13 protein-coding genes are annotated in these 14298 nt (G+C 35.4%); 7 read left to right on the forward strand and 6 right to left on the reverse strand.

All coding sequences use genetic code 11. From position 1 onward, the window contains the following. Window positions 1–7: 7 nt before the first annotated feature. On the reverse strand, window positions 8–1564 hold the full coding sequence (locus FEU33_RS12005; protein ID WP_146549596.1) for an ABC transporter permease: 1557 nt from the start codon (window positions 1562–1564) through the stop codon (window positions 8–10). Between the two features lie 626 nt (window positions 1565–2190). Between FEU33_RS12005 and FEU33_RS12010 the strand changes: the two genes are divergently transcribed. The 4 genes from FEU33_RS12010 to FEU33_RS12025 are packed head-to-tail and all read left to right on the forward strand — an operon-like array spanning window position 2191 to window position 5920. After that, entirely contained in the window at window positions 2191–3315 is a 1125-nt protein-coding gene (locus FEU33_RS12010) for a PP2C family protein-serine/threonine phosphatase (RefSeq protein ID WP_146549597.1), read from the forward strand. A 12-nt stretch (window positions 3316–3327) separates the two neighbouring features. Beyond that, the gene (locus FEU33_RS12015; RefSeq protein WP_243881093.1) at window positions 3328–3753 is read left to right on the forward strand and encodes an ATP-binding protein; all 426 of its coding nucleotides are present in this window, start codon (window positions 3328–3330) and stop codon (window positions 3751–3753) included. 32 nt (window positions 3754–3785) lie between these two features. After that, a complete protein-coding gene (locus FEU33_RS12020) occupies window positions 3786–5480 on the forward strand; it encodes a methyl-accepting chemotaxis protein (RefSeq protein WP_146549598.1) in 1695 nt (564 codons plus the stop codon). 50 nt (window positions 5481–5530) lie between these two features. Next, window positions 5531–5920 (forward strand): STAS domain-containing protein, encoded by a 390-nt coding sequence (locus FEU33_RS12025; protein ID WP_146549599.1) that lies wholly within the window; start codon window positions 5531–5533, stop codon window positions 5918–5920. Window positions 5921–6505: 585 nt separating this feature from the next. On the opposite strand, the gene FEU33_RS12030 is transcribed toward FEU33_RS12025, so the two are convergent. Beyond that, entirely contained in the window at window positions 6506–6814 is a 309-nt protein-coding gene (locus FEU33_RS12030) for a metal-sulfur cluster assembly factor (RefSeq protein WP_146549600.1), read from the reverse strand. 52 nt (window positions 6815–6866) lie between these two features. Beyond that, the gene (locus FEU33_RS12035) at window positions 6867–7634 is read right to left on the reverse strand and encodes a prolyl oligopeptidase family serine peptidase (protein WP_146549601.1); all 768 of its coding nucleotides are present in this window, start codon (window positions 7632–7634) and stop codon (window positions 6867–6869) included. A gap of 690 nt (window positions 7635–8324) precedes the next feature. On the opposite strand from FEU33_RS12035, the gene FEU33_RS12040 reads away from it, so the two are divergent. Continuing rightward, window positions 8325–8696: a hypothetical protein gene (locus FEU33_RS12040; protein ID WP_146549602.1), complete on the forward strand. Its 372-nt coding sequence runs from the start codon at window positions 8325–8327 to the stop codon at window positions 8694–8696. A gap of 81 nt (window positions 8697–8777) precedes the next feature. Here FEU33_RS12040 and FEU33_RS12045 read toward each other — a convergent pair whose 3' ends face one another. Further along, window positions 8778–9134, reverse strand: coding sequence for a hypothetical protein (locus FEU33_RS12045; RefSeq protein WP_146549603.1), 357 nt, complete (start codon window positions 9132–9134; stop codon window positions 8778–8780). A 254-nt stretch (window positions 9135–9388) separates the two neighbouring features. Here FEU33_RS12045 and FEU33_RS12050 point away from each other — a divergent pair, with 254 nt between their 5' ends. Together FEU33_RS12050 and FEU33_RS12055 are read left to right on the forward strand one after the other, a co-directional pair. Then, complete coding sequence (locus FEU33_RS12050; RefSeq protein WP_146549604.1) at window positions 9389–10204, forward strand: Cof-type HAD-IIB family hydrolase; 816 nt, start codon at window positions 9389–9391, stop codon at window positions 10202–10204. A 144-nt stretch (window positions 10205–10348) separates the two neighbouring features. Then, window positions 10349–11206, forward strand: coding sequence for a DegV family protein (locus FEU33_RS12055; RefSeq protein WP_146549605.1), 858 nt, complete (start codon window positions 10349–10351; stop codon window positions 11204–11206). 699 nt (window positions 11207–11905) lie between these two features. Here the strand turns inward: FEU33_RS12055 and FEU33_RS12060 are convergent. Next, window positions 11906–13369, reverse strand: coding sequence for an alpha-amylase family glycosyl hydrolase (locus tag FEU33_RS12060; RefSeq protein WP_146549606.1), 1464 nt, complete (start codon window positions 13367–13369; stop codon window positions 11906–11908). Window positions 13370–13770: 401 nt separating this feature from the next. After that, complete coding sequence (locus FEU33_RS12065) at window positions 13771–14112, reverse strand: DUF1516 family protein (protein ID WP_146549607.1); 342 nt, start codon at window positions 14110–14112, stop codon at window positions 13771–13773. Between the last annotated feature and the right edge of the window lie 186 nt (window positions 14113–14298).

Raw genomic sequence — 14298 nt, forward strand, 5'->3', positions numbered from 1 at the left:
CACCCTCTTATGAGATTAAGATTTTTTTAGGTTGCATACGCATAACACCAATAGATGCGATAATTACTGCTAAAAAGCTAATGGCTAGTCCAAATCCACCTAATTCCACTAGTTCTTTCAGTGATAATGTAATATTCAAATCTTCAATTTGTTTTGCGTTTTTTGCACTGGAAGCACCGAAGTTTGAGAAGGATGATCCTCTGCCAAAATTCCCTGAACGTCCTTGACCTAGATTTTGCCCACCGGCTTGTCCTGGGCCTCCTTGACCAGGTCCGCCTTGATTATTTGAGGTTGAGGCAGTCGTCGTAGCTTGTTGCTCTAATAGTTGTTCGCCAACTATATTGCCAACAAATTTGCCACTCACGCCAGCGATGACAAGGGCAACTATTAAGACGGCAAGTAATTCTGCGAAGAACTGGCCAATAATCTTGAAGCGTTTTTCACCAAGTGATAGTAGTACACCGATCTCATATTTTCGTTCGCGAATCATTAATATAACGATCAGCGCTAAGATAACTGTACCCGCTGCAGATACAAGAATGACGATTTTTTTGGCGAAGCTTTCTACATTTTCTAGCGGTTGAATCATTTGTTGATATACTTGATCATTCGTTCGTAAACTATACGTATCTGTATCAAGACCCGCTTTTTTCGCATCTTTCTCAAATGTATCCATTTTTTCTGGATCAGATAATGTATAAATCACTGAATCTGCACTATCTTTATAGTCATCGCCTTTTACTTTATTGGCAAATGTGTAAGATGTGTAAATGGCATTGTATGGATTTAAAGCGGTCATTCTCATACTTCTTGCATCCGCTGTTTCAGAAGTCTTGTAAATACCTACGACTTTCAATTTATAAACAATGTCTTCATCCTCAGAGTCCGTCACTTTGATCGTATCGCCCACTGAGATATCATTTGCTTTTGCTAAATTGGTCTCAATAACCGCATGATTGCTGTCGACATCATCTTCTGTAATCCCAACACCTTCCGTTATTTTGGCTGTTCCACTTGTAAAATCACTTGCTGTTGCTGTATCATTTGTTCCTTCAATGGTAATATCCCCTGACGACATTCTCATCATTTGCATACCACTATTAGGGCCGCCTTGCTGATTATTTCCTCCATTACTAGAATTGCTAGAAGAAGATTCATCTTCTTCCTCATCTTCAGAAGAAATAGCATCAAAGGATTTGGCATTCACAGAGGTAGATGAGGAAATGCTATAAGACGCTACATTATCCAACTTTGCTAATGTATTGACGGTATCCAGATCAACAGGAGTGATGGAAAAACTTCCTGGATCAGGTCGATCACTTTTATCAGAAGAATCATCACTATCTGACGAACTTGATTTCTTCATCGCATTCTCCATATTTGTAGACAGCGTAACCGTTGCCCCCATGCTTTTCTTGGCATTTTCTGTTGCTTTTAATGAAGCACTTTGTATCGTTAATCCTGCTAAAATGAATATTAAAATGGCTGAGAATACAAAAGTAAGCAAAAGGGTTCTTCCTTTTTTCGCTTTTGTACTATAAAAAGCGCGTTTTATAAAATTCATTTGAAATCCTCCTATTCAATTAAAAGATGTAATATTCTTTTCTCGATCAGTCCAACGTTTCTTCCAATCCGAGCTCGTGATGAATGAAAGATGAATGACTGTATCTCCTTTACAATCAAAGTATATAAATCGAATGTATCAGGAATATGTCAAGGCAAAAAAATACGCTATATTTTTTTAATATAGCGTAGAACGTTGATATCATAAGGATTAAAACTACATAAGAACAAATTTATTTGTATCTTTCAAAGCAATTCATCTGACCAACCAATATCATTTTTAATAGGAACGTCAGAAAAGCACCTATTAATTTCTATATATTTATCAATTCCTCACTTTATAATAATCCCTTTCCCTTTATAAACAGTTCACCAAATATACATATCCTTATCTCTAAACCAATTCTACATTTTATAAGAAGTATTGAAACATGCTTAATATCTATTAAATTTAATACTTATATACTATTTTTCGAATATTCAGCTCCCTGAAACCTGTTCAAAATAATCGTATAGTCCATATATTTTGGAAAATTAAGTAGAAATGAATCTACAGCTATGATAAAATACTCACATGCAAAAGTATGAATATAGTACCTTTTAAGGAGAGGAAGTCGATAGCACAAGATGTCAGTAATCATTATTGGAGAAGTAAAAGAGAATATTCTGCTTTTACGTCGCCAGTTAAATAAGATAGGAATTATAGATATCCATCATGTCCCCACTGTTGAAAGAATGGGTGGACATTTGCCGTATTATTCAAAAAAAACAATTAATTTGATTATTTTGGACTCCATGTTCATAAATAAAAGCCTAAAAGAATTCTATAAAAAAATAGAACTTTTAAATGAGTGGATGGATGTTCCCATAATACTTTTTATTTCCTCTGATCAAGAAAATATGATTGAACAAGCTTTTGATGCTGGCATATTTGATTTCATTTCAACCCCATTAGATTTTATAAATTTTAAAGCAAGAATTCATGCGGCCTTAAAATATCAAAAAGAATTAAGTTTGAGGAAGCTAAAGGAAGAACGTCAACAAATTGATTTATCTATTGCCAAAAAGGTCCAAAAGCATGCATTGACCCCTTCTCTGCATATGGAAAATATTCAGTTTGATGGATTCTACGCTAGATCTAACATATTAGGAGGAGATATGTATAGTTGGTTTAAAATCAATGACAATTTAAGCGCTGTCATTTTATATGATGTTATGGGGCATGGAGTGGCTTCGGCTCTTGTTACAATGTCCATTAGATCATTGTTAAAAGGATTGATCACAAGACTGGTTGACCCAGGTTTAGTAATGAACGAGCTCAATCGTCATGTGTATGAATTATTTGCCGATGAGGAGCATATAAACAGCTTTTTAGTAACAGCTATCTATGTATTAATCGACACTAAAAATGGCACTATCGAATATGCAAACGCTGCGCATCCACCAGGTTTTTTGTTTGATGAATTTGAGAAAACAACTATACTTCCAGCTAATACGCCCATTTTAGGATTATTTCCTACTATCGAAGTACACAAGAAAAAGATGCCTATAGATGGGTGGAATCGATTAATTCTTTACACAGATGGATTATTTACACTAGGGGAAAATCAATCTATTGATGCGAAGCAATTCCAACCATATCTTGAACAGGAAAACATGCATGCCTTGAGGAGCTTTGCACACGATCATGATTTATTTGAAGAGGATCATAGTGACGATATAACAATGGTATCAATGACAATTAAATTATAAGGTAGATGATAGATGATGGAATTTACTCTTAATCTTTTACCCAATCAGAAAGGTATACTGTTTGCTGATCAAATAATGAGTGCCTTTATGAGGCTATATAATCTCCCCTATAATAGGGAATTATGTTTTGTTCTCCATGAACTAATTATTAACGCAGTAGAGGCAATGAAACTAGCTGAAAAAAGTAAAACGGAAAAAATTCAAATTCATGTGGAAAAAGAAATGGAAGAAATTCAAATGACAGTGATCGATACTGCTGGAGGAATACCGCAAGAAAGTTGGAAAGCTATTCTTCTCTACAATAATATAGAAAGTACTTTTTCAGAACGTGGCAGAGGTTTATTTTTTGTAAAAAACATGGTGGATCAAATCTGGTTTGATAATCTGTCAGAAACAAGGTTTTTAGTAGGCGTTTCAAAAAAACTAGGTTGTAGTTAGTCAATAAATCAGTGAAATTTGGAGGAAATGTGATGAAATGGACTATAGGCAAGAAAATAGGAGCACTTATATTTTGTTGTATTTTACTTTTAACAGGGATTCTTTCGGTTGTAAATTTCTACTTAGTAAAAAATAATTTACTAAAAAGTGCGGAATCCAAGCTTGTTTCAGATTCACAATTAAGTTATCAATACTTAGACAAAGTAATTCCTGGCGAATGGGATATAAAAGATGGACATTTATATAAAGGCAATGTAAATATGGTGGGAAATACAGAAGTTGTAGATAAACTTGGAAAGTTAACAGGTGGCGATAAGGTAACCATCTTCCAAAATGACACAAGAATTAGCACAAATGTATTAAAAGATGGAAAAAGAGCTGTTAATACAACAGTAGCTGATAATGTAGGCGATGTTGTATTAAAACAAAAGAAAAGATATACAGGACGCGCTGATGTAGTAGGTAGCTGGTACCAAACTACCTACGAACCTATTTTAAATCAAAAAGGTGATGTCATAGGTATCTGGTTTATGGGTGTATCAGAAAAGCCTTATATAAAAATTGCAGAAAAATCTGCTATAGAGAATATAAGTATTTCATTAGGAATTGCCATTCTAATCATTGTTTTCACTACTTTGTTCCTACATCGTCAAATCGCCGCACCCATCAAAAAATTAAGTATGAATGCGAATGAATTAGCAGATTTAAATTTAAAGACCAAACTTTTGAATCCTAAAGGAAAAGATGAAATTGCTGAATTGGGCAACGCTTTTCAAAAGATGAGGGGACATTTATTAGAAGTCACGAAGAACATAGCGAATAGTGCCAATTCAGTTGCTGAATCTTCTAAAATATTAGCAGAATCAGGTCACTTGACCAGTGAATCTGCCAATCAAATCGCTGTGACCATCAATAATGTGGCAGTAGGCACTACGACCGAAGCAGATCAAGTAGGAAATATCGTAAGAATGATGGAACACACCGTGCAAGAGGTTAAAGATAATTTGCAAATGGTAGAGAACTCGCTAACCAATGCAGTTGACTCGACAGCTATAGCACGCGAGGGAGAAGAAGCCATTAATGAGGCGATTAAACATTTAGGTACACTTACCCAAACTGTTTCTTATGCCACAGACTCCATACAAAAGTTAGGAAAACGATCTGAAGAAATCGGGGGCATTATTACCGTTATTACAGAGATTTCTACTCAAACGAATTTATTAGCGCTAAATGCTGCCATCGAAGCAGCTAGAGCTGGTGAGCAAGGAAAGGGATTCGCTGTTGTTGCAGAAGAAGTTCGAAAACTAGCTGAGCAATCTAGCCTATCTGCTGGACAAATAACGGATTTGATCGAGGATATACAAGCGGAAACATCTGTCACCGTTCGTACAATGGAAAGTAATTTAGTTGCCGTAAAGGAACAAGTAAACATTATTAATAAGGGTGGAGAGGCATTAAAGGAAATCGTCAAAAAAGTAGAAAAAACAGAAATGGGTATTCGACAAATGAAAAATTCATTTGTTCAAGTAAATACGAATTCATTTCATGTCCAACAATCGATTCAAGACATTTCCAATATTATAGAAGATTCAGCTGCCGCTTCAGAAGAAGTAGCCGCAACTGCTGAAGAACAATCAGCGACGATTGAAGAAATTACCTCAAGTTCTGATGAATTAGCCATTATTTCAAACAAGTTGCGCAATGAAGTAAACAAATTTCAATTTTAAAACTGTATAATGACCAATTATACTAGAAAAAAATTTAGGTGGGGAATAGCATGGAAAGCAAACAAGCAACGATAAAAATTGAAAAAAGGTCGGACTATATTTCTACTAGAATAGCAGGCGACTTAGAATATGGGATCATTGAGGATGTAAAAAAAGTACTTCAAAGTCAAAAGCCTGAAACAGAGTATGGTTATATTTTAGATATGCAGAGTGTCACAAATATTGATAGTACAGGGTTTGGGATGATTGTGAATTTTGCCAAAAAGGTACTAAGTAAAGAGAAAAGGATTGTTATTATTGTGGCAGATGAGTTTATAAGGAATCTATTCTCTATTTCTCAATGCGATAAAGTTTTTCCAATCGCGAGGAATGAATCAGAGGCGCTTCATTTGCTAAAGGAAAATAATTGGACTGGAGAGCTATCCATCAATGACTATTGATACTTACCAACTATAAGCTTGTCCTATGTATAAAGCGAAACTTTACGCATGGGGGATTTTCTTCATCCTCCATTTTGCATGAGTTGAATCAACTGGGCTTTTACAAGTAGTAGCCCCTCACTTCTTATTAGATTAGAGTCTTGAAGTGGGGGTCTTGCTGCCTTTTTATGCGGAATAAAAACCACTTTCATTTAAATTTTATAAAATAGGAGTTTGATCAAATCAGAAATAATCCTTCATCGTGTTCACATAATAAAGTGAAACTCCATCAGTGGGGGTTTTCTTCATCCTCCACTGAACTAGAGGAACTCAGGTTAAAAACGCCATGTCCTGTGACAACACCTGAGTGACCAACATCGTGTTGCCCTGAACCACTCGAACTTTTACAGGCAGTTGATCACCCCCATCTATCTTTCTCGTTTCTCTCTAAATTTTGAGATGGTGTCTTACTGCCCGTTAAAGCGGGATAAAATAACTCCTACAGATGTGTTGAAATTTTTGAATCGGCGCAACTGTCAATCCAAAAAACTATAAAAAATCAGCGGAGAAAGATCTTCTCCACTGATAACTGATAGAAATTTTATATTATCGAATCCCTAATGCCATTTTAGCATAGCGAGACATCATATCTTTTGACCAAGGTGGGTTCCATACTACATTGACATCAACATCTTTTACTTCTGGAATGTCAGATAGTACTGTACGTATTTGGTCCACAATCACTGGACCTAATGGACACCCCATAGAAGTCAGTGTCATTGTCACCATGCATATGCCCTCATCATTTAAATCTACATCATATACTAAACCGAGGTTAACGATATCGATACCTATTTCAGGGTCAATAACATTTTCCATAGCACCAAGAATATTTTCTTTTAAATCTTTATCCATGATGTTTCCCCTTTCCGCATGTTGTTTACTTCATCATAACATGCCTATTATCTTATGCCAAATGGTCTGCAAGCCACTTAGTTCCTGCAAGCATACCTTTCCGAGATACTTTATGACCAGCCTTTTTATCAACGATGAAGGTTAGATCCTCAGGGTGTTCCGCATAATCTTGTTGAATGCTTTCATAAAATGCATAAGTAGGCTCGAACGGAACCGTATGATCTTTTTTTCCATGCCAGAATAATACAGGACGTCCTGCCATTGACTCTGGATGTTTACTCATATCAAAGTAACTGATCGTTTTATACATTTTATCTAGTTCTTCTTGACTTAATGGAATCTTGAACCCTTTTTCTTCAAATCCGGCAATCTGCGCTTTTGCCAATTCTACATAGGCTGGTGCACCCATCATGACAGATGCTGTCTTAATCCATGGATACACTTTTAAACATCCCATTGTGACAATGGCCCCCATAGAAGTTCCAGAAAGTCCAATTTGATCGGTTTCTAATAGTCCTCTTTCTTTTAATTGCTTATATAAATAGTCCACTTCTTCAATAGAGGTCAGCACGACTTCCCAAAATCGCAAACTTAGCTGAACTTGATCCAAATCCTCTTCACGTTCACCGTGCAATAAAGCATCCGGCAATAACACTCGAATGCCACGATTGACTAGTTGATATGCATAATGTAGGTTATGCTCTTTTGCACTTTCAAATCCATGTAAAAAAATAACTACAGGTGACTTTGCCGTAACCGTTTCCTCATCATATATATGCAATAAAGGGATGTCCCCCCAAATTTCATGATCTACCTTCATCCTACTCACTCCCTCGTCTCTATACTGTCATGTTATCAAAAAAAAGGAATTGTTACAAAGCTTTGACGAATTACTCATAGAAAGGATAAAGTGAAACTTTCATCAGTGGGGGTTTTCTTCATCCTCCACTTAACTAGAGCAACGGAAGTGAAAAACGCCACGTCCTTTGGCAACACCTGAGGGATCAACATCTTGTTGTGACCCAAACCAATCGGGCATATGCGACAGTCGTTCTCCTTTCTAACTTTTTTACTTTCTGGCTAAATTTTGAGCGAGAAATATTACTGCCGTTCATGCGGGATAAACTCTAAAAAAAGAAAAATTCCTTGAGTGTGGCAAGTTTTTTTTCCAATGTTTTTGAGGGAATGATATTGATAATATGGTTGGAAGGTTGACAGTAAATCACATACTAATTTAGTGTGATTCAAAGTTGTAAAATGATACTATAAGGACATATAAAAAATATAAATAGAGTTGCATATTTTCTAATACATTTTATGTAAATTAATTAGAAATACCTTATAAGCATTGTATTTAATTAGGAGTTCAAGAGAAAGATAATCAAGGGAATCTTTGAAATAAGGCAACCATTTTTTAGAGGAAATTCAAGAGATTCTTCATTCAGCTAACCAGCTTCACTAAAAATTCTTTTGAAAAAAACTCTTACCATGGATAATGAGGAGGGAAAAGATGAAAAAATTATTGAATATTTTATCAATTTCTATTTTGATAACAGTACTTTGTTCAACTACTACTTCTAATGCTAAAACAACTAACGATGATATCGATTTGTTACTCATTCCTTACAATAAAGTAATGACTAAGCTTAGTGCAGAGTACGGGGTCAATATATATGTACCAGAAAAAAACAAAGAAAAATTCTTTAAAAGTGTTCAAGATATGTCTCCAAAAGCATTCGAAAAGTTGCTAAGAGATCAATACAAAGAGTCAGAAAAGTATATGAAAGAATTTTCTTATGATCAGGGAGAGTATAAAAACCCATATCCTAGTTACATTCCGAATGCGGAGAACATGATATCAGCAAGTCTAACGAATCCATAAAATCACATGATCCATCGTTTTTTGTGATAAGGCTGTATGAAAGGTGTTAACCAGCCTTTTCAATGCAGCCTTTTTTGTTGGCTAATTTATCAAATAAAGTGCAACAATCGCTTCTGAATGCTTACTTGCGTTTTGATATACTGTGTCCTGAAAACCTACAAAAGTATTTTTATCCAACAATTTAATTAGCTTTTCAATGTTTTTTTGTGATGCAGCTGGCTTAATAGTTCTATCTGGTTTAATGTTAATATTTTTCCAAAAGTCATCTTCAACCCAGCCATGTTTAAGACATTTAGAAAGCATTGCTTTTAAAGCCCTTAATCTCACTGATTTTGATGTATCTTTTATATTCAGTGAATCCAGATTACTTCCTATTGTAAACAATGAAGCATCTGCTTCCACTGAAAATATGCCATGTTTTCGTGAATCTTTATACATACTGACGATCTCCGATACATAAATTTTTCGAAAGTTAATTGCATCAGAGTAAAATGTGAATATTTCGTTTTGTATAACTCCCCGTACAACTCCCCGTTACAAAATTTTGACGAACACCTAATAGAAAGGATAAACTCTAAAGAGAGATAATTTCCTGATGGATGGCAGTTTTTCAACGCTTCTGTCCTATTCTCTTTCTAGTGACTTTTGGGAATGATACCGATATCAACTTGCGAGCGAAGGGAGTGTTATGAATGGTACAACCCCATTTGATTGTTTTAGATTTAGATGGTACGCTATTAACCGATGAAAAAGTAATTTCTGAAAAGACCAAACGCACGATTTTAAAGGCAAAAGAGGCAGGTCATGAAGTGATGATCGCGACTGGTAGACCTTATCGTGCGAGTAAAATATATTATCATGAACTAGGCTTACATACACCAATCGTAAATTTTAATGGTGCCTTCGTGCATCACCCATTAGATCAGAATTGGCAAACTGTACATAAGCCCATTGATTTAAAAGTTGTCCAAGAGGTTGTTGAATCCTTAAATCGTGATCAATTTGAAAATTTGGTTGCAGAAGTAATGGATGATGTATACGTCCAATACCATGATGAAAAATTACTCAATATTTTTAGTATGGGCGATCCAAAAGTAACAACAGGTGCTCTAAAAGACTATTTAAAAGATAATCCAACAAGTCTACTCATTCAATCTAATGAAAAGAACGTTCCCATTATTCGCAAATACCTAGCCGATACAAAAGCTGAGTTGATGGATCACAGACGCTGGGGAGACCCTTTTCCAGTCATCGAAATTGTAAGACATGGTCTGAATAAAGCTATTGGTCTTTCACATGTTGCCAAAAAATTGGACATTCCTCGCGACCGCATTATTGCTTTTGGGGATGAGGACAACGATTTAGAAATGATCGATTATGCAGGTGTTGGTGTTGCAATGGGAAATGGAATTGGTCAGCTAAAAAATATTGCAAATGAAATTACCACATCTAATAATGAAGATGGGATTGCAGAAGTACTGATCGATCGTCTTCATTTATCACGCTAACGAGCAATAACGTCCCCCACTTTCATATCATTTTGGGATCGACTGCCCGTAAAATATCTAATGGATTCATCTACCACTCAATGAAGAGAATATTCTCCACTTGAGTAAGCTTTCACTTTATCTGAAATATAGGGGGTTTGAAAAATGAAAATTTATGCGGATAGCGCTTCTGATTTGCCAAAATCTTTTTATGAACAAAACAATGTCACCATTATACCACTGCGGGTTCAACTGAAAGGTCAAGAGCATGATGACGTCGTAGGTGTTGATATCCAAGAAGTATATGATGTCATCCGTTCAGGTGAAATGTTAAAAACATCTCAAGTGTCACCTGATCGCTTTTTAAAAGAATTTACAGCGCTCGGTCAGTCTGGAGAGGAAGGCATTTATATTGCCTTCTCGTCTCAACTTTCTGGTACCTACAGCACAGCTATCATGATGGCGGAACAAGCAAAAGAAAAATATCCCGATCTTAAATTATCAATTATCGATTCAAAATGCGCTTCAATGGGGTATGGTCTACTTGTAAAAGAAGCAGTTCGACTTCGTGAAGAAGGCGACACAGTCGATCAAATCACAGAGAAAATTCGTTTCAATGCCGAACATATGGAGCATCTATTTACAGTAGGAGATTTAGATTACTTAGCAAGAGGCGGTCGTTTATCAAAAGCAAGTGCCTTTATCGGTGGCCTTTTAAGTATCAAACCTGTTCTTGATGTTGAAGATGGTAAACTCGTTCCTATTGAAAAATACCGTGGCCGCAAAAAAGTATTTAAACGCATCATCGAGTTAATGGCAGAACGCGGCGATTCTCTTTCTGAACAAGTCATCGCTATCACTCACAGTGACGACTTAGAAGCAGCAGAAGAGATGAAAGCTTTGATTATCCAAAACTTTCATCCAAAAGCCGTAGAAATCCATCTAATAGGTTCAGTTATTGCCGCACACACTGGAACTGGTACCATTGCCGTCTTTTTCTTAAATAAACTATGGAAAGAATAATAGAATCTGTAACTGAATAGAACCTGATCGAAACTCCTGATAAAATATAGTTTGGTTTTATCAGGAGTTTTTGCATGTTCAACAGCTTATTTTCTATTCAATGTTGGAGTGGGATAAACCTTCTAATTGGGGAATGAGCTTCTATATTGCTTGCTGATTTGATTTATTTGCTCTTTCCCATGATTTATTCGCTCCTTCGAAAGCTTTATTCGCTCTCTCCGAAGATTTATTCGCTCTTTCGGAGACTTTATTCGCTCTCTCTGATGATTTATTCACTCCTTCGAAAGCTTTATTCACTCTCTCCAAAGATTTATTTGCTTTTTCAAAGACTTTATTCTCTCTCTGATGATTTATTCACTCCTTCGAAAGCTTTATTCACTCTCTCCAAAGATTTATTTGCTTTTTCAAAGACTTTATTCTCCCTCTGATGATTTATTCGCTCTTTTGAAAACTTTATTTGCTCTCTCCGAAGATTTATTTGCTCTTTCGAAGATTTTATTCTACCCTGATGTTTTATTCGCCCCTTCGAAGGCTTTATTCACACTCTCTCCGATGAGTTTATCCACTCCTTCGAAGACTAATCTTCTCCTCTGACGAAAAAATTCAGTTTCTCATAAAAAAAAGCAGAGCACAGAATATTCTTTTACATCATTCTGTGCTCCGCGTAAAACATATGTGCTTTTTTAAAAGATACTTTCATTATTTTGTGTTTTTATATTTGCGTCCTCTACGTAATATCACTACTATAAATCCGATGAATAGTAGGTAGACGAGACCTAACGCGATCATATAGGGAACATTGAGACCCTTATGATCAGTTACTTGATAAAGCTCTACAATTTCACGTTCTAATACTAAATTATATTTGCCGTTGTCATCTGGGCGGACAATGTCGCTTTCGAAAAGTCCACGTAATTCTTTGTTATTTCCAATCACTGATGAGTCCAGTGCGTACTTTTGTGTTTTATCGGTATTATTGACCATCACAATCCATTTCTCATCATCGGAATAACGTTCATAAATCATTAAGCCATTTTTGTTTTCTAATAATTTATATTTACCCGTACGAAGTGTTTGCGATTTATTGCGAACGGATTGCAGATCATCTAAATAGTCAATAATGTCCTCTTTTGTACGGAAATCCATTGATCCATGCGTTTCTGATGGTTGCACACCATTTTGAGCTATTTCCGTGCCATAAGTAACAATGGGTACACCTGGCATTGTCATTAAAGTACCTAATGCTACTTTAATACGTGTTGGTGGAAACATGTTTGCTTCCGCTGCGGCATGTGTAAAACGAGCGCTATTCAAATCATCGATCATTAATGCTGGCGGCTTATCTGTATCACCATTCGCAAATGCTTTGAATGGCTCTTCTACTTTAGAAGAATCTTCATTAACGTTTTGGAAGATAGATTGATACGTTGCGATCGCTTGTGGATTATAATCCAAATCAAAATTTGCATCGCTTTCTTCATTAGAAATTACATAAAGATGTTTTTGTTGTTTCAAGGCTGCGATCATTTTATTGATAAATGCTGTATCTGCGTCTCCTAATTGTGTTAATCGGATTCCATCAACTTTATACTTTGTGACAAAGTTTACAGCTGCATCTATTAATGCTTGTTGTACCTCTTTTTTATCTGTATTCCAGTTAATCCGATTATCTTGAGCTGCTGTGTACCAATCTTTGCGATTTTCTTCTAATGTCCAAACATTGTCCTTGCTAACATGATTAATAGGGAAATCGACCATTGATTTGATCTTGCTTTTGTGTAGATTACTGATCAATGTTTTCAATTCTTTACTTGTACCAAAATGTTTCTCAATTTTGTTATAATCCACTACTGCACTTCCATCATATGTAGTAGATGAGAAAACGGAGCCTAAAGAAACCATCGTAAAGCCCATATTTTGAATATGGTCTATTTTTACATTGATCCCCTCAAAATCACCACCATGGAATGCTTTCGGATCTTTCGCATTAATATTGTAATCGTTTTCTACACTCTTATTGAAAAAACGGTCAACGAGTACATCATATATACTTTCATTTTCAATTTGAGATGTTTGTTCTTCAGCATGCGCAGTCACCGTTGTAATCGTTGATGCTAACACCGCCGATGCTACTGCCGTACTTATCCATTTTGCAATGTTCACTCTGAAGTCCTCCTCTGCAGAACTTGTCCAAACTAATTTTAACAAACCATTTCAAAACTCTCCATGTTTTCATTCAAGTTTTCATTCAAAAAACAAATAAAACGAAAAAAGTCTACAAAACTGTAAAAAATCCATTTTATAATGAAAGAAATTTTTCCTTTATTTGTTTGGCAACTTATTACTTGTGAATAAAGGATTAAAAAACAGTTGCATCCATTATCCAATTTCATCCATTTAGATATAAGTTTTCGTTATGACTTGCTAGCTTCAATCAACATACATAGAGTTAAAAATAAGGATTTTTTCATTATTAAGACTCACAATCATCCTAGTTAACTCCCAAATAAAAAAACACATTCTAACATTGTGATTGTCAGAATGTGCTGATCTTACAACAAATATTAAAGTGGTAAGCGATAACCCATATAGAGTGTAAAAGCTAGGATAATAATAAATAATATCCATAGAAATCCAATCGCTTTTTCTTTTTCCTTACGCACTAAAATGATTTCCATTAAGCCGATCACTAAAAGACCACCTAGTAATTTTAAACCGTATTCCATCGCTAAAGGACTAGCCATCGTTCCACTAAATACATATCCGCCGGAAAAAAGAATCAAAATGTAGAAAAGACGTAAAATCATATGTGTAATTTTTTGAGCTGTAGATCCTTTTTGCATCATAGCTGACACAAAGAATAGTACGATTGCGACTATAATCGAAGTTAAATGCAAGTGTAACATTTTCTAAAATCCTCCATATCTTTTTTCATTGCCACATTTATCCTATCAAAACAATAAGAACTATACAAATATCAGGTATGCTAGTTAGAAAAATAGAGTAAATATTGTCGATTACAAGACATTAATAACAGACCAATTGAAGAATATTTCCATTGGGCTATAACAAAGATATAAAATAAAACTTCT

Source organism: Rummeliibacillus suwonensis (assembly GCF_007896435.1).
In the GTDB taxonomy this organism is placed as follows: Bacteria; Bacillota; Bacilli; order Bacillales_A; family Planococcaceae; genus Rummeliibacillus; species Rummeliibacillus suwonensis.